This is a genomic window from Nocardioides sp. AN3, from assembly GCF_054653495.1.
On sequence record NZ_BAAIGC010000054.1, the window covers coordinates 1 to 16,060 of the forward strand.

At 68.7% G+C, this 16,060-nt stretch carries 15 protein-coding genes; 5 read left to right on the plus strand and 10 right to left on the minus strand.

Annotated elements, in window-relative coordinates; all coding sequences use genetic code 11:
• Nucleotides 1-135: 135 nt before the first annotated feature.
• Genes ACYQ1K_RS27195 through ACYQ1K_RS27240 form a run of 10 tightly spaced genes read right to left on the minus strand, consistent with a single transcriptional unit; the run spans nucleotide 136 to nucleotide 10,766 of the window.
• Entirely contained in the window at nucleotides 136-1,341 is a 1,206-nt protein-coding gene (locus ACYQ1K_RS27195; protein ID WP_459986758.1) for a CaiB/BaiF CoA transferase family protein, read from the minus strand.
• A complete protein-coding gene (locus tag ACYQ1K_RS27200; protein ID WP_459986759.1) occupies nucleotides 1,341-2,222 on the minus strand; it encodes an enoyl-CoA hydratase/isomerase family protein in 882 nt (293 codons plus the stop codon). Before ACYQ1K_RS27200 ends, ACYQ1K_RS27195 begins: the two co-directional genes overlap by 1 nt.
• Nucleotides 2,223-2,224: 2 nt before the next feature.
• The gene (locus tag ACYQ1K_RS27205) at nucleotides 2,225-3,262 is read right to left on the minus strand and encodes a quinone oxidoreductase family protein (RefSeq protein WP_459986760.1); all 1,038 of its coding nucleotides are present in this window, start codon (nucleotides 3,260-3,262) and stop codon (nucleotides 2,225-2,227) included.
• 27 nt (nucleotides 3,263-3,289) lie between these two features.
• Nucleotides 3,290-4,057, minus strand: a complete 768-nt coding sequence (locus ACYQ1K_RS27210) for an SDR family NAD(P)-dependent oxidoreductase (protein WP_459986761.1) — start codon at nucleotides 4,055-4,057, stop codon at nucleotides 3,290-3,292.
• Nucleotides 4,054-4,890: an alpha/beta fold hydrolase gene (locus ACYQ1K_RS27215; RefSeq protein ID WP_459986762.1), complete on the minus strand. Its 837-nt coding sequence runs from the start codon at nucleotides 4,888-4,890 to the stop codon at nucleotides 4,054-4,056. The genes ACYQ1K_RS27210 and ACYQ1K_RS27215 overlap by 4 nt, the downstream gene beginning before the upstream one ends.
• A gap of 52 nt (nucleotides 4,891-4,942) precedes the next feature.
• Entirely contained in the window at nucleotides 4,943-6,277 is a 1,335-nt protein-coding gene (locus ACYQ1K_RS27220) for a hypothetical protein (RefSeq protein WP_459986764.1), read from the minus strand.
• Nucleotides 6,274-7,563 carry an amidase gene (locus tag ACYQ1K_RS27225; protein ID WP_459986766.1) on the minus strand — a complete coding sequence of 430 codons (1,290 nt, stop codon included), beginning with the start codon at nucleotides 7,561-7,563 and terminating at the stop codon, nucleotides 6,274-6,276. Before ACYQ1K_RS27225 ends, ACYQ1K_RS27220 begins: the two co-directional genes overlap by 4 nt.
• An 8-nt stretch (nucleotides 7,564-7,571) precedes the next feature.
• The gene (locus tag ACYQ1K_RS27230; protein WP_459986767.1) at nucleotides 7,572-8,447 is read right to left on the minus strand and encodes a VOC family protein; all 876 of its coding nucleotides are present in this window, start codon (nucleotides 8,445-8,447) and stop codon (nucleotides 7,572-7,574) included.
• Nucleotides 8,448-8,499: 52 nt separating this feature from the next.
• Nucleotides 8,500-9,567 carry an FAD-binding oxidoreductase gene (locus ACYQ1K_RS27235; RefSeq protein WP_459986768.1) on the minus strand — a complete coding sequence of 356 codons (1,068 nt, stop codon included), beginning with the start codon at nucleotides 9,565-9,567 and terminating at the stop codon, nucleotides 8,500-8,502.
• 2 nt (nucleotides 9,568-9,569) lie between these two features.
• Entirely contained in the window at nucleotides 9,570-10,766 is a 1,197-nt protein-coding gene (locus ACYQ1K_RS27240) for a Rieske 2Fe-2S domain-containing protein (protein ID WP_459986769.1), read from the minus strand.
• A gap of 218 nt (nucleotides 10,767-10,984) precedes the next feature.
• Between ACYQ1K_RS27240 and ACYQ1K_RS27245 the strand changes: the two genes are divergently transcribed.
• The 5 genes from ACYQ1K_RS27245 to ACYQ1K_RS27265 form a co-directional block, all read left to right on the plus strand.
• Entirely contained in the window at nucleotides 10,985-11,608 is a 624-nt protein-coding gene (locus ACYQ1K_RS27245) for a winged helix DNA-binding protein (protein ID WP_459986770.1), read from the plus strand.
• A gap of 333 nt (nucleotides 11,609-11,941) precedes the next feature.
• Complete coding sequence (locus ACYQ1K_RS27250; protein ID WP_459986771.1) at nucleotides 11,942-13,054, plus strand: sugar ABC transporter substrate-binding protein; 1,113 nt, start codon at nucleotides 11,942-11,944, stop codon at nucleotides 13,052-13,054.
• A gap of 6 nt (nucleotides 13,055-13,060) precedes the next feature.
• Entirely contained in the window at nucleotides 13,061-14,605 is a 1,545-nt protein-coding gene (locus ACYQ1K_RS27255) for a sugar ABC transporter ATP-binding protein (RefSeq protein ID WP_459986772.1), read from the plus strand.
• Complete coding sequence (locus tag ACYQ1K_RS27260; protein ID WP_459986773.1) at nucleotides 14,602-15,735, plus strand: ABC transporter permease; 1,134 nt, start codon at nucleotides 14,602-14,604, stop codon at nucleotides 15,733-15,735. The genes ACYQ1K_RS27255 and ACYQ1K_RS27260 overlap by 4 nt, the downstream gene beginning before the upstream one ends.
• Nucleotides 15,736-15,762: 27 nt before the next feature.
• Nucleotides 15,763-16,060 (plus strand): hypothetical protein (locus ACYQ1K_RS27265; RefSeq protein WP_459986774.1); only part of this gene is annotated, 298 nt, incomplete at its 3' end.

The following is a 16,060-nucleotide window of genomic DNA, read 5'->3' on the forward strand; positions in this document are numbered from 1 at the left end:
ACTCCACGTCTATCTCCCGTGCGACGACGCCTGCGGCTGTGGTCCTCACGCGATGCCCGGCCTTGCCGCCTGACGGTCGTGACGGCAACCAGCCGCCACCAGGAAGGTCCTCGCGCTGCCCGCGGAGCCGCTCGGTCACGTCGCCATCATGACGGCGCGCACGACGACCCCTTGCGCGACGAGCTCCTCGATCTCGTCCGCCGGCACCCCGATCTCGGCGAGCACCTCGGCACTGTGCTCGCCAAGCAAGGGCGCATGCCGCTCGATGTCGCGGGGGTCATCCCCGACGGTGACGGCCTTGCCGACGACGTCCATCCGCCCGAGGCGCGGGTGGTCGGTGTGCTGCACGAGTCCGAGCGCACGCGTCGTCGGGTGGTCGAGCGCCTCGCGCAGGTCCAGGACCGGTCCGGCCGGGACGCCAGCCGCGTTGATCTTGTCGATCCACTCGGGCGCCGGCCGAGTCGCGAGGACGTTCTCGATGATGCGGCGGAGCTCCTTGCGGTGATGCATCCGCCCGGCGTTGTCGGCGTAGCGCGGGTCCTCTGCCAGCTCGTCCAAGCCGAGTGCCGCACAGAGCTTGCGCCACATCTTCTCGTTGCCGGAGGCAATGGCGATCGCGGACGACCCGGCTTTGAAGGTGCCCTGGGGGAAGAGGATCGGATGGTCGTTCCCGTTGCGACCGGGCGCCACACCGGTGCTGAGGGCGATCTGCGCCTGGTAGTTGATGATCGCCATCGTCGACTGCAGGAGCGAGGCTTCGACCGTCGTGCCCGTGCCGGTGCGCTCCCGCTCCAGCAGCGCGGCGAGCACGCCCACCGTCGCGAAGGCACCTGTCGTGGAGTCGGAGACCGCGATGCCGACGCGCATCGGGCCCGTCTCTTCCGTCCCCGTGACGCTCATCAGCCCGGACATCGCTTGGACGGTCTGGTCGAAGCCAGGCAGGTCACGAGACGCTTCGGTGTTGCCGAAGCCGGTGATCGACACGTGGATCAGCCTGGGGTTCCGTGCGTGCAGCTCCTGCGCGCCGAGGCCCATCGCATCCGCGGTGCCCGGCCGGAAGTTCTCGATGAAGACGTCCGCCGTGTCGATCAGCCGCAGCAGCAGGTCCATGCCGCGCCGGTCATGGAGGTCGAGCGACAGGCTGCGCTTGCTGTGGTTGGAGGCCATGTAGTAGGCGGATTCGCCGTCGATGAAAGGCCCTGACTCGCGCGAGGGATCACCGCGCGGGGTCTCGACCTTGATGACGTCGGCTCCCAGGTCGCCGAGCGTCATCGCTGCCAGCGGACCGGCGACGTAGCGGGTCAGGTCGATGACCCGGATTCCCGTCAGAGGGGCGGGCATCAAAGTACCTCCGTCGTCAGGACGTGCATCGTTTGGGAAGGGAACTCGGGGGATCGCCCCTCGTTGAAGGCCGCGACGCCTTCGGCCAGGTCCGGCCCGTCGTAGACCTCGACCGCGATCCGGGCCAGGAGCTGCGTGTCGTCGGCAGTCAGATTGCGGGTCGTCATGGCGGTGACGGCCTTGGCCGCGCGAAGGGTCGGGACCGACGCTGTCATGATCGCGGCCACGAGGTCGAGCACTTCGTCGAGAAGAACGTCCGCTGGAACGACAGACTGGACGAGGCCGATCCGCAAAGCATGAACGGCGTCGATCAGTCGGCCGCTGAAGAGCAGATACTTGAGCTCCGAGGGGCCGACCAGCTGGCTCAGGGCCGTTGTCTCCGCAAGACCGAGCGTCACCCCGAGGCGACCGATCGGAATCCCGAACCGCGAGACCTCGGAGGCGATCCGCAGGTCGCACGCCGCGCTGAGCTCGAGACCGCCTCCGACGGCGAGCCCGTCGATGACGGCCAGCACGGGAACCGGCATGGCGGCGACCGCGGTGAGGGCCGAGGCGATCGCGTCGCCGTATCGTGCGGCTGTGCGCGCGGTCATGCGCTGGGTGGGGAACTCGTCGATGTCGGCCCCGGCGGAGAAGGCACGTGTGCCGGCCCCGCGGATGACGACCGCACGCAGCTCCTCGTCCGCCGAGAGGCTGGCCGCCAGCTCACCGAGCCTCCTCCAGGCGGCCAGGTTCAGCGCGTTGTGCCGGTCGGGACGCGCGAGCGTGAGGACGGCGATGCGGCCGGCTCGCTGGTAGCCTATGAAGTCGACGACGCTCTCGGCGGGCGGATCCGTCCTGAGCAGGTCACGCAGCCCGTTCGGATCATGTCGTGTCGACACGCCTACCTCCCCGACCCGATGGTGGTGAGCTCCGATGCGCGATGGTGCACAGGCTCACGACGGGACCAGATCTTGTCGGGGACGAGCACGATCTTGCCGCGCACGTCGCCACGCTCCATCGCAGCCAGCCCGGCTGCTGCTCGAGAGAGCGGCAGCACGTCGCTGATCACGGGACGTACGCCGGTCAGCACCAGGAAGTCGGCGAGCCGAGCGAGCTCAGCGGGTGTGCCCATCACCGACCCGTGGACGGTGATCACCTTCGCGAGCACCGACAGCAGGTCGGCCGGCGGCATGGCGCCGGACGTGATGCCGGACACGACGATCCGGCCACCGAACCGCACCGCGTCGACGGAGTGCTGCCAGGTGGCCTCCCCCACCGTCTCGATGACGAGGTCGACCGGTCCGGGAAGAGGCTGGCCAGTCTGGAAGGCGGCATCCGCACCGAGGTCCAGCGCCCATTGCCGTTTCGCCTCGTCCTGCGAGGTGACCCACACGCGCAGACCCATGGCCTTCCCGAGCAGCTGGGCCGCGGTGGAGACGCCGCCGGTGGCTCCCTGGATGAGGACTGTCTCGCCGGGGACCGCACGGCCCTTCGTGGTCAGCATGCGGTAGGCGGTGAGCCAGGCGGTCGGCAGGCACGACGCCTCCTCCCAGGTGAGCTCCGGGGGCTTCGCCACGAGGTTGCGCTCCGGGACTCGCACCCGCTCGGCGAAGGCGCCCGGCACCCGTTCGCTGAGGAGGTGCCTGCCCGGGTCGGCCGTCTCGTCGCCGTGTCCGGCGAGCGGATCGGCGAGGACCGCATGGACGATCACCTCCCGGCCGTCTTCGGTGACGCCGGCAGCGTCCGTGCCCAGGATCATCGGCACGCCGCCGGCAGGCAGCGGACCGCGCAGCGTCCAGAGGTCGTGGTGGTTGACACTGGTCGCCCGGACGTCGACCGTCACCCAGTCGTCCGGAGTCTTTCCGGGCTCGAGCGGGCCCTCCTCGACACACGAGAGCGGGTCGTCCGGGTTCGCACCGGTGGCGTAGGCGGCTTGCATCTGAGATCGTCTCCGTTTCCGGCGGGGCTAGGCCGCGAGTCCGCCGTCGAGGACGAGCACCGAGCCGTTCAGGAACGACCCTGCACGGCCGGTCATGTAGACGACCGTGCCCGCGATGTCGTCCGGCCGTCCGATGCGCGCCAGCGGCGTGGCGTCGATGAAGTCCTGCAGGTGCTCGGCCAGCACCGGCGCCGCCGTCCGGGACGGGAAGGCGCCGGGCGCGATCGCGTTGACGGTGATCCCACGCGGCCCCAGGACCTTCGCCAGCTGACGGGTCAGCTGGTGCAGGCCCGCCTTCGCCGCCGGATAGGGGTAGGTGTCGAGGAACGGGGCCTTGATGCCGTCGACGCTCCCCACCATCACCACCCGGGCCGGGTCGTCGGGGTCTGCCGCCCGAGTCAGCAGCGGCAGCAGCGCCTGGGTGAGCAGGAAGGGCGCTCGCAGGTCCAGGTCGACGACCGCGTCCCACATCTCGGCGGTGAAGGTCTCGATCGGCGCTTGGAGCATCCGGCCCGCGTTGTTCACCAGGATGTGGAGGGCCGGCAGCCGCTCAGCGACCTGGCCGGCCAGAGCGGCGATCTCCGCCGGGTCGGCGAGGTCGGCGCTCACGAAGAACGCCTTCCCGCCGTCGGCGATGATCTCCTCGACGGCCCGTGCACCGTCCTCGGCATCGCGCGAGACGAGGCAGACCTCGGCCCCTGCAGAGGCAAGCCCACGCGCGGCGTAGTTGCCGATCCCCACCGAGCCGCCGGTGACCAGCGCGGTCTTGCCGGTGAGGTCGAAGAGGCCCGTCACGACAGGCTCTCCGCGAAGAAGTCGGCGACGAGGGCATGGAAGCGGCGCGCGTGCTCGATCTGCGTCCAGTGCCCGCAGTTGCCGAAGCCGTGCAGCTGGGCGTTCGGGATCGTCTGGAACATGTGGAGCGAGTTCTCGAAGGGCACCACGCTGTCGTCGCGCCCGTGGAGGATGAGCACCTCGTTCTGCAGTGCACGCAGGTTCTCGTCGCCCAGGACCTGGGCGTCGAGGTGGCGCTGCAGCGGCGGTGGGAAGACCTTCTCGAAGCTCTCCTGCGCTCCCGGCCGGATCGTGGCGCGGTAGCGCAGCTCGGCCAGCTCGTCGGTCACCAGGCCCCGGTCGAAGGCCATGATGTCCATGATCCGTCTCATGTTCTCCACCGAGGGCCGGTAGGTCCACAGCGCCTCGAGGTTCGCGTTCATCGGCTGCTCCACCCCGCCGGCGCCCATGAGGACGATGCGGTCGAAGCGCTCGGGGTGTCGATGCGCGAGGTGGAGCGAGAGCCCGCCGCCGAAGGAGTTGCCGACGAGGTGGGCTCGCTCGATCCCGAGCTCGTCCAGGAGACCGACCATCTGCTCGACCCAGGTGTCGAAGATGGTGAACTCGATGTCGTCGGGGACCTCGGTGTAGCCGAAGCCCACCAGGTCAGGGACCACGACGCGGAACCTCTCCGCGAGCAGGGGCATGATGCCGCGCCAGTTCGCCCAGCCGGAGACACCCGCGCCGGAGCCGTGGATCATCAGGACGGCGGGGCCCTCGCCGACATCGTGGTAGTTGGTGAGATATCCGGCCGTCTTGATGCTCTGGCCGATCTCAGGGTTGGTGGCAGTCATGGGCTTCTTTCCTATCTGGACGGTGGAGGCGGCAGCGCGATGGCGCAGCAGGTCAGAGGTCGAGCTCGGCGCGGGTCCGTGTGAGCGTGTCGACGACGGTGTAGGCGGCGATCCGGACGCCCTTCATGACGTCCTCGACCGACGCGACGCCCATGCCGCCGAGGCCGGCGGCCAGCTCCGCGGGGATCGAGGCCGGCGGCCACGGGTAGCCGATCCGCGCTGTCGGGATGCCCAGTGCCCGGATGATCGCCCCGTCGGTCTGCCCGGACAGGTAGGGCGTCTCGACGTACGACGTCCGCTCCTCGTACTCCCAGCCGCGCTGCGCACTCTGGACGATCCAGTTGTCGTACGGCGTGCTGCCGCCCGGCACCGACCCATACATCTCCCACTCGATCTCGAAGTCCGGGTGGCGCCGACGGATGGCATCGATGAGCTCACCGAACTGCGACCTGACGTTCGCCGGGGTCGTCCGGGACGTGATGCGCATGTCGAGATAGATGTCGGTGGTCCCCGAGGGAAAGGCGGGCTTGTCCGGATCACCGGCGCGGACGGCGGCAATCCAGCCCTCGGGAAGGACCCCGCCCGAGGTGTTGCGCCGGGTGTAGTCCGGCAGCCACTCCTCGATCTCCTGGATCACCGTGGCGGCCGGCACGACCGAGGAGCGGAAGCCCGGGGTGCCGCGGGTGATGCCGGCATAGCCGAAGTCCCCGAGGACGGAGACCTTGAACCAGCACATGCCGGGCTCTTCGGCGAAGACCGCGTAGCGCGGCTTGAGAACGGCGCAGTAGTCCGGCCACGCGCCGTGGGTCAGCAGGTGCACCACGCCGGAGCTCATGCCGACGTTGGCGCGGCGCGAGTTCGACCACGGCATGCCGCCCCCCGCGAACCCGACGGCGAGGTCGCCGAGGAGCGGGATGCCGGAGTCCTTGACGGCGTGGACGACCTCGGTCAGGCCGGCGACCATGCACTTGGGGTTCGAGGCGCCGAGACCGAAGACCAGGTCGCCGTCCACCCGCGCCGCCGGCAGCATGTCCTCGCGGATCCTCCGGCCGAGGGTGGCGCGGTCGATCTCGGGCTCGAGGTGGGTGTCGATCGGCGCGTACAGCAGCAGCCTTGCGCCGTCGCCCGTGCCCGTGATCTCGCCGTACGCGTTGCCGGTGTCCTCGGTGATGGGCTGGTAGCGGGCGTCGATGCCGACCTCGTCGACCAGGTGCTCGGCGATGAACTCGGAGGCCGCCCGCTCATCCCCGGTGGGGCTGTGGATGTCGACCAACCGGACCAGGAGGTCACGTAGGCGATCCGGATCGAGGTGGGCCATCACCTCGTCCATCAGCTTCTGCCGCTCCGGGTCCAACGGAAGCTGCTGCGTCGTGACCGCGATGCTCACGGAGCGCCCCCGGGGAGGTCAGGGATCTGCGACAGCCCGTGCTCGAACGTCAGCGTCGTGACGAGGCCGAGCAGCCGCTGGTCGGAGTGCCGCGGACCGATCAGCTGGAGCCCGAGAGGCAGGCCGTGCTCGCCCGTGCCGACCGGGAGGCCGGCGGCGGGGAGCCCCGCCGTGCTCGCCAACCGGTTGAAAGCGGGGTCACCGGTGCTCTCCAGGCCACGCGGCGCCTCGCCGGGAGCGGCCAGGGTGACCAGCACGTCGTACTCCTCGAGCGCACGGTCGGCGAAGATGGCCGCTGCGCGGAGGGCGTCGCGCCTGAGCTCCTGCTCGTCGGCGGTCAAGGCCCGGGCGTGGGCGATCTCGCTCTTGAGCAGGTCGCTGACCAACGCCGGGTCGCGAGCGATCATGTCCTGCAGATACCAGCCCGCCTCCAGGCTCTGGATGTCGGCGTGCGACTCCTGCAGGTGCTCGAGATCCTCGGGCGTGTCGACCTCCGCGATCGATCCCACCTTCGCCGCGAGGACGTCGACCGACCGCTGCAGCATGGCTGCTGCGGCGGCTTCGGCCCGATCGAACCACGGGCCGCGGAGCACACCGACACGCAGCTCGGAGAGCGCAGGCACGGCGCGGCTGGCAGCTGGAGACGCGCCAGCCAGGACGGCATCGAGCGGCAGGAGGTCGCGCGGGTCGCGCGCGAATCCGCCGAGCGTGTCGAAGGTGAGCGCGACGGGGAGAACGCCCGTGAAGGGCCAGCGCCCGTACGTCGGCTTGAACGTGAAGACTCCGCAGAAGGAGCCCGGCCGGTTCACCGATCCCGCGGTCTGCGTGCCGAGAGCGAGCCGCACCTGTCCGTCGGCGACCGCCGCAGCTGAGCCGCTCGACGAGCCGCCCGGGGTGTGCTCCGGGTTGTGCGGGTTGCGAGTCGCTGTCGGCTGGTAGGTGGCGAACTCGGTGGTCGTCGTCTTGCCCATGATGACCGCACCCGCCTTGCGGAGCCTGGCGACGGCGATGGCATCCGCTGCGGGCCGATGCCCGCTCCAGGCGGGAGAGCCGTACGACGTCGGCTGGTCGGCCGTCTCGATGATGTCCTTGAGGCCGATGGCGACGCCGTGCAGCGCCGACCGCGGGGCCGTCCGGTCAGCTTCGGCCGCGGCAGCCATGGCCAGATCCCGGTCCAGGTGGGCCCAGGCGCCGACGGCATCACCGCGGGCTGCCACCCGTGACAGGTGTCCGGCCATGGCCTCCTCGCTGGAGACGGTGGCGACGGGAGCGCTCGTGAGAGTCATCCGGGGCCTCAGCTCTTGACCAGTTCGTGGCCCCACCGCATGGGTGCGCGCCAGGTGGTGACCTGCCAAGTCGCGTCATCGATGATCACGCCGCCGTTGCCGACCTCGAGCGCGAAGCCTGACGGCGTCTTGAGATAGAACGAGGTCATGGCGTCGTTGGTGTGACGCCCGAGGTCCATGGTCAGCGGCACGCCGTTCTGCGTGATCAGGTCGTAGGCGCGGCCCGTGTCGTCGAGGTCGCGCACCTCGACCATGAAGTGGTTGAACTCGCCGCCGCGCTGCCCGAAGCACTCGTTCATCAGCGCCAGGCTGTGGTGCCGCCCGTTGCAGTGCAGGAACGTCGCGTCTGCGCCGTCCCACACGATGTAGTCGGAGAGCTTGAAGCCGAGCACGGTCGTGTAGAACTCGACGGCCTTCTCGTAGTCCTTCGCGATGAGCACGATGTGGCCGAGACCCATGTCACCGGTCACGAATCCGGACACCACCCCGCTGGGCCGGAACTCGCGGTGGTCGAGCGTCGGCCCGTAGCGGACCTCGACGGGGAAGCCGTCGGGATCGGAGAACGTGAAGGACTCGACCCAGTCGCGGGTGTCGTTCTCGCCGTGGACGTGCCACTCGACGTCGATGCCGTAGTCGGCGACCTTCTGCGCGAGCTCGCGCAGGTCCTCGGGTGTGTCGACGTCCCAGGTGATCCGGCGGACGCTGTCGACGTCCGAGGGATGGAGCGCGATGCGGTGCTCGAGGTCGTCGAAGCGGATCAGGACGGGGTCGGACTCCGAGGCGCGCGGACGCTCCTCCATCCCCAGATAGTCGACCAGGATCGCGCGCCATGCCGAGATGTCCGTGGCGTTGAAGGCCAACGCTCCGAGCCGTGCGACTCCCATGGGTGGAACCTTTCGTTGAGTGAATGACTGAGTAGGCGGCGATGGGCCCGGATCAGCTGGGCAGGAACTGCTCGGCGTGCACGTCCTCCCGACGTACACCGAGCTCGACCAGCCGGTGCTCCGCAGCGGCGACCATCCCCGGCGGCCCGCACAGATAGGCGACGGACCCGGGCACGATGTCGTCGGCCTCGAGGACCTCGACGGGGTTGCCCTGGACCACCCCGGTCGCGCCTTCGGGTCTCTCGAGGGCGACCCGGACGGTCAGCGTGGGCATGAAGCCGGTGCGCGCCTCGAGCTCCTCGGTCAGGAAGAGGTCGGCGGCGGCGACACATCCGAAGACCAGCAGCACCGGCGGCGTGGGACGGACGAGCCGGATCTTGTCCAGCATCGACAACATCGGAGCAAGACCGGTGCCTCCGGCAACGAGGAGGTGTGGCCGCTCGCTGGGCTCGAGCACGAAGCCGCCGATCGGCCCTTCCATCTCGAGGGTCTCTCCGGCCCTCGCCGAGCCCCGGAGGTAGTCGGACATGGCGCCGGACGGAAGGACTCTGATCAGGAAGCTGAGCTTGCCCTGTTCGTGCTCACCCGACGCCATCGAGTAGGAGCGCCACTCCTCGGTGCCCGGCACCTTGATCCGGCAGTACTGGCCGGCGAGGAACGTGAGGCGCAACGACTTCGGCACCCGGACGTCGAGCTGCACGACGGACGCCGCGACCCAGGTGAGCCGTTGGATCTTCGCGACGAACGGGACCGTCGGATAGCCGCTCAGCAGACTCGAGGGGTAGTCGAGCTCGAAGGCAGCGTCGGTCTCGGGCCGGACCTGACACAGCAGACGATGCCCGGCGGCGGTCTCCTCGCGGGTCAGCGGCGTCACCTGGCCGGCCGGCATCTGGGCCACACCGGAGGTCAGCCGCCCGACGCAGGTGCAGCACGTCCCGACCTCGCACTGGCTCGCGAGTGCGTAGCCGGAGCGCTTGGCGGCGGCCAGGACGGACTCTCCCTCCTCGACGGTGACCTCCCTCGTGTCGCCGTCGGAGAAGCTCAGCACGACTCGCGTCGCGCCTGCCCGCATCTCCTCGTCGACGAGGGCGACCGACCCGGTGGCGCCGCTGACCTCCATGACTAGAAGCCCTCGTTGAGATCAGGCGACTCGAAGAAGCCGCGGCCGAACTTCGCCGCATGCTTGCGCCAGGCGACCACGGAGAAGTCCATGTCGGACAGGACCTCGTTGTTCCAACCGTCGCGCTTCTCGTAGAACTCCTCGGTGGCCTCACGCGCCATGATGTCGTTGTTGTTGAAGTCCAGCAGGCCGAGCGGCTTGAAGAAGTGCTCGTACTTGAACGCGAACTCCTTCTTCTCCTCCTCTGTCGTGCCGTGGTAGACGATGAGCTCGAAGTACATGTGGTTGTGGTCGTCGATGGGGACGTAGAACTCGTACTGTCCGTAGCCGGGGATCGGCCAGTTCTCGACCATCAGGGAGCCGGGCACCCAGGCGGAGACGCGGAAGGTCTCATACATCGTCTCGCCGCGGGCCTTGATCTCGACCTTGGGGTTGGAGAAGACGGGCTCGTAGTTCTCCGGCTTGTCGTACCGGTTCATCACGCCCTTGGGGCCATCGGGGATGTCGATGAGCTCGGTCGCGTCGTCCCGAAGCGCCTTCATGCCGAGCGGCATCGCCCGGTCCAGGGCGACCACGATCTGGTTGTCCCAGTGGACGAGAAGGTGGCCCGGGTCGAGCCCGTTCTCGGTCGCGAGCCGCCAGTTGCCGTAGAGCTTGCGCCGGATGCCGTCGACCAGGATGTCGTCGTCCATCAGGTGCGGGATCGCATTGGCCTTGTCGGTGACCTTCATCGGGAGGTCGGTCTCGATGGGCGGAACGTCGATGCCCTCCTCGCCCACGAAGACCCAGATGAGGCCGGCGAACTCCTCGGTGGGGTAGGTCCGGACCCGGGTGTTGTCGATGATCTTGTCCTCGGGGCTGCCGACGATCGTGTCGAGGTTCCCCGTCTCGGCGTTGTAGGTGTAGCCGTGGTACCAGCAGGTCACCGTCTTGTCCGCGAAGCACATCGGCTTGAGCGAGAGCTTGACGCCACGGTGCACACACCGGTCGGCGATCGCCCACGCCTTGCCGCTCGCGTCGCGGGTGATGGCGATGTCATGGCCGCCGATCGTGATGCCGACGACGCCGCGCTCCTCGACCTCCCGGCTGAACACGCCCGGATACCAGTGGTTGGCGTAGCCCCAGTCGGCCTGGATGTACGGGCCGTACTGACGTGAGAGCGCGGCGGCGTTCCCCACCGAGTACGCGGATTGATTCATGGCCAACTCCTTCGAATGACAGATCGGGTGCCTCGCCCGGGTCGTCCGAGCTGGGGGTGGTGACGACTATCACCGACGGTGCGATCGCATGTCAATGGATCTTCGATGGATTTTCAATTCATTATTCGTCGCAGGGCGATGCACACTCGACTGGTCCGGACAGGAAGAGACAAGCGGGCCGCGAGCGTGGCCGCGTCGGATCCCGATACACTCGGCGCATGGAGAGCTCCAGCAACACGGGCAGCATCCCCTACGACAGCGCCCGCGCCTGGCACTTGTCCAGCAACGAGGATGACGAGCTCGCAACCTCGTTCGAGTTCGCCCTGATGCAGGTCTTCGAGGCCTATCAGCGCTGGGTGGTCCAGGGTCAGCGTCTGGTCGGGTATCCCGACATCACCTACAACGAGACGGTCATCCTGAACGTCGTACGCATGCAGGAGCGAGCCAAGGACGCGGCGACGATCGCGAAGCTCGTCAACCGCGACGACCTCCCCAACGTCCTCTACAACCTCCGCAAGCTGGTCTCCGTCGGACTGGTGAACAAGACCAGGATCGGGTCCGGGACCTACTTCGAGATCACCGAGCAGGGCCGCCTCGAGACCGATCGGTATGCCGAGCTGCGCCGAGACCTCCTCGTCAACAACATGAAGCAGATCGCCAGCGTCCACGAGAAGCTGAAGGTCGCGACCGACCTGATGCACTCGATCACCGGTTGCTACGACACCGCCGCGCGCGAGACCGCGACGATGAACCCGGCCGCGCTCTTCCCCGACGAGGATCGCACGCCCGCGGCGAAGGCCACGAAGACGACACCGTCGAAGGGCCGCGCCCGCAAGGCCTGACGTCCGCCACCGGACGCCTCACTCCACCGGTCACCTCACTCCACCGGTCACCTCACTCCACCGGTCACCTCACTCCACCGGTCACCTCACTCCACCGGTCACACCGCGCCCTCACGCCGGCCGGCGACCGCGTGCACGCGCCTTCCTCATGGAACGTTCGATGCTCGGCCGACGTACGGTCGAGATTTAATCGAAGTTCTATTGACGCTCGATAAGTGACGCACCTAACGTTCAAACACCGCCGCCATCGGCAGGCACGCCAGAGGCGCACCGGGGCGCCCCGTCGCTCTGTCGTGGCCTCGGCTCACGCACACCTCAGAAAGCAGGTCCCTGATGCGTCACACGTTCCCCATCACCATCGCTGCCGGCGCCGGTGCGCTGCTGCTCTCGCTCAGCGCGTGCAGCAGCAGCGCCAACCATGCGACCGATGCGGGGTCGGGCAAGCAGACCTCGACGTCCACCGCCGCATTGTCCGAGGAGAACATCGCGAAGATCGTCGCCTCCTACACCGGCGAGGACTCGAGGTTCCCGGCGAGCTTCGGAGCGGCAGAGAAGGCTCCGCTGAAGATCGGCTGGTCCGCGGCACGCAAGGCCAACGAGCTCAACGCCCGGGTGGGCGTCGCCATCCGCAAGCAGACCGAGGCGCTGGGCGGCTCCTTCTCCGAGCTGGACGCCAACGGCGACGTGCCCACCCAGATCCATCAGGTTCAGCAGCTCATCAACGACGGCGTGGATGCAATCGTCATCTGGCCGCTCGATGCCAGCTCGCTGAATGCCGTCTTCGGCCAGGCGAAGGCCAAGGGCATCCCGGTGATCGCGATCGAGATCACCCCGGACGGCTCCTCCAAGCTCGGCAACGTCACGGCTCAGATCATCTACGGGCGCGATGAAGGGGCGTACGTCGAGGCCAAGACGATGTCCCAGATCCTTCCGGCGGGCTCGCAGGTGGCCACCGTGAAGTTCACCGTCGCGGTGCCGACGATCGACTACTACGCCGAGCGTGCCGCCTACTGGGCCAAGCAGGACGGACTCGACGTCGTCGCCAGTGTCGACAACCCGAGCGACGACGTGCCGGGCGGACAGCAGGCGGCCGGCCCGCTGCTGCAGAACCACCCCGACGTCAAGGGCGTGCTCGCCTACAACGACAGCAGCGCCCTCGGAGCAGCCGCCGCCGCGCTCACCGTCCGCCACGACCTGGTCGCCTTCGGCGTCAACGGCGAGGACCAGGGCCTGGACGGGATCAGGTCCGGGAAGTACTCCCTCACCATCCAGCCACCGGTCGTGGAGTGGGGCAAGGAGCTGGTGAACGCCGCCTACCTCGCGAAGGCCGGGAAGGCGATCCCGACGACGGTCTACCCGGGACTCGGCTCGGTGATCACCACCGAGAACGCCAGTGGCGCCACCGGGATCCTCGACACCATCAACGCCGCCACCTACGGTCAGTAGCAGGCCATGAGGGGTTCGTCACCCGACGAGCGGCCGGCCCCGCCTCCGGGCGGGGCAGGCCACGCGCTGCTCGTCGCCGAGGGGATCACCAAGCACTACGGCGGCATCCGGGCCCTGCGCGGAGCTGACATCACCGTGCAGGCAGGCGAGATCCACGGGCTGATCGGGGAGAACGGGTCCGGGAAGTCCACCCTCCTCGGGATCATCTCGGGGCAGATCCCGGCTGACGGCGGTCGGATCAGCATCCGCGGCGAGGACCTGGCCCCGGGTGAGGCGCGCACGCTGCGCCGCAACGTCGCGGTCGTCACCCAGGAGCTCGCTCTCGCGCCTGACCTCACTGTCGCCGAGAACATCCTGATGTCACGGGACAAGCCACGCCGGTGGTACGGCATCGACTGGAAGCGGATGAACGCCACCGCCTCTGAGGCACTCGCACGGCTGAACGTCGACCTCGACCCCCGGGCCCTGGCCGGACGGCTGCGCATCGACCAGCAGCAGCTCGTCGAGATCGCCAAGGCGGTCCAGCTCGGCCATCCGATCCTCGTCCTCGACGAGCCGACCAGCTCCCTGACCGAGGACGAGGTCGAGTCGCTGGCGATCACCATGCGTCACCTGCGGGACACCGGCGTCGCCATCGTCTTCGTCTCGCACAAGCTGGACGAGTTCTTCTCACTCGCGGACTCCGTCACGGTCCTTCGAGACGGCAGACGGGTCGCGTCACGTCCCATCGGCGAGTACGACCGGGACACGCTGGTCGAGGACATGCTCGGGTACGCCGTCGAGCACTACAGCGACGAGCGCCGGCCCCTCGAGGCGGCGACACGACCGCTGCTGACCGCCCGCGAGGTGTCCGTGCCGGGCCACGTCGATCGTGCCGACCTCGAGGTGCATCCCGGCGAGGTGGTCGGGCTCGTGGGCCTGGAGGGAGCGGGCCGGACCGAGCTGCTCGAGGCACTCTTCGGCGCTCGACCTCGAGCGACCGGCGCGGTCGAGGTCGGCGGCGAGGCGACAGTGCCGTCCTCGCCGATCGACGCCATGGATCGAGGCATCGCCCTCTCACCCGCCGACCGCAAGCGTGACGGTCTCATGCTCGAGATGAGCATCACCGCCAACCTCAACCTGGCGGCGTCGGCGGGCGGTCGTCGGCTGCGCGGCGTCAGGCGCCAGGCTGAGACACAGGTCGCTCGCACCTACATCGATGCGCTCGCACTGCCTCGCGACTCCGGCGGCCGACTCGTGGGCACCCTGAGCGGCGGCAACCAGCAGAAGGTCCTCCTCGCCAAGTGGCTCGAGACCAAGCCCAGCGTGCTGCTGCTCGATGAGCCCACCCGCGGCGTCGACGTCGGCGCCAAGCGAGAGATCCACCAGCTGATCGCGCGCATCCGCGACGAGGGCGTCGGAGTCCTCTGCAGCTCCTCGGATCTCGAGGAGCTCATGACGATCGCCGACCGGTTCGTCGTGATGTTCCAGGGCCGCGTCGTCGGGCAGCTCACGCGCGAGGTCGCCACCGCAGCACGCCTGTCCCATCTAGCCACCGGAGGAGCGGCATGACGACATCCGATGCCACCCACGCCCCCACGCCCCCGACCGAGGCATCGCCGACCGACGACCGTCGGGGAGCAGCACCCGCGGGCCGGGCGGGGCACACCAAGCCGGTCCCACCGCGCAACGTCGTACGCCAGGTGCTCGGCAACAGGAGCACGACCATGCTCCTGCTGCTCCTCGTCGTCACCGCGGTGTTCGCCTCGACTCAGGACAGCTTCCTCAGCGGATCGACGATCCGGCTGATGCTCCTGAGCTCGTCGGTGCTGTTCGTGACCGCGATCGGCCTCACCTTCGTCCTCCTGGCGGGTGGGTTCGACCTCTCGATCGGCGCGCTGCTGACTCTCTCGGGCTACATCTTCGCGTGGCTGATCAACTCCTTCGACATGCCGGCGGTAGCCGCGATGGCCTGCACCGTGGCGTTCGGCGTGGTGGTCGCCGGCGTGACCAACGGTCTGCTCATCGGTCGGCTGAAGCTCTCGTTCATGGTCGTCACCCTCGGCACGATGACGCTCTTCGCCGGCCTCGCGAAGCTGATCAGCCTGGCCAGCCAGCCGATCCTGGGCGGCTCCGGCCAGGCCGACTTCCTGCAGTACACCTTCTACCAGGGCGCCATCCTGGGCATCCCGAGCCCCGTCGTCGTCTGCATCATCGTGTTCGTGATCGCCGCGTTCGTGCTGCGGTTCACGCTCTTCGGACGCGACGTCCATGCCGTCGGCGGCAACCCCGCGGCAGCGAAACTCTCAGGCATCAACGTCTCCTGGACGATCGTCGCCGTCTATGCCATCGCGGGCGGCTCCGCGGCGCTCGCCAGCGTGATCTCCTCCTCGATCACCAGCTCGGCGATCAACACCGCCGGCGACACAGTCATGCTGCAGGCGGCGGCCGCCGTCCTCGTCGGAGGCACCAGCCTGCGAGGGGGAAGCGGCACCGTCACCGGCACCGCCATCGGGGTGCTCTTCTTCGCTGTCCTCCACCAGGGCCTCCAGCACTACAACACGGCCTGGGAGCAGATCATCAGCGGCGCCATCGTGGCCGGGGCCGCGCTGGCCGACAAGGTGCAGCGCGAGGGGTGGGCCTCCCTCGAGATCCGACGTCCTGCGCTCTTCAGCCGACCTGGGCCGAAGGCGACCGCGTAGTCCGACGACCATGAAGGAGGAAGCCACATGGCAACGATCACCGTGCTGGCGGACCGAGCAGAGATCTGCGATATCACCGAGATCAACGAGCCAGCGCCGTCGCTGGCATCTGCGGTCATGCTGGCGACGGCACGTCGGAGACGTTCTCGGCCGGTGCGCATGATCGCGGGCGCCTCGCCGTCCGCCGCCGGTTGGGCCCTCACCGTCACCTCGTACGGCGGCGACGTCGAGACGCTCGAGCTTCACGACAGCGTCGACTGGCGCGGCGCGAGTGAACAGCTTCCTGTCGGATGCCGGCCGCTCGCCGTCCGTGTCGACCTGGCCG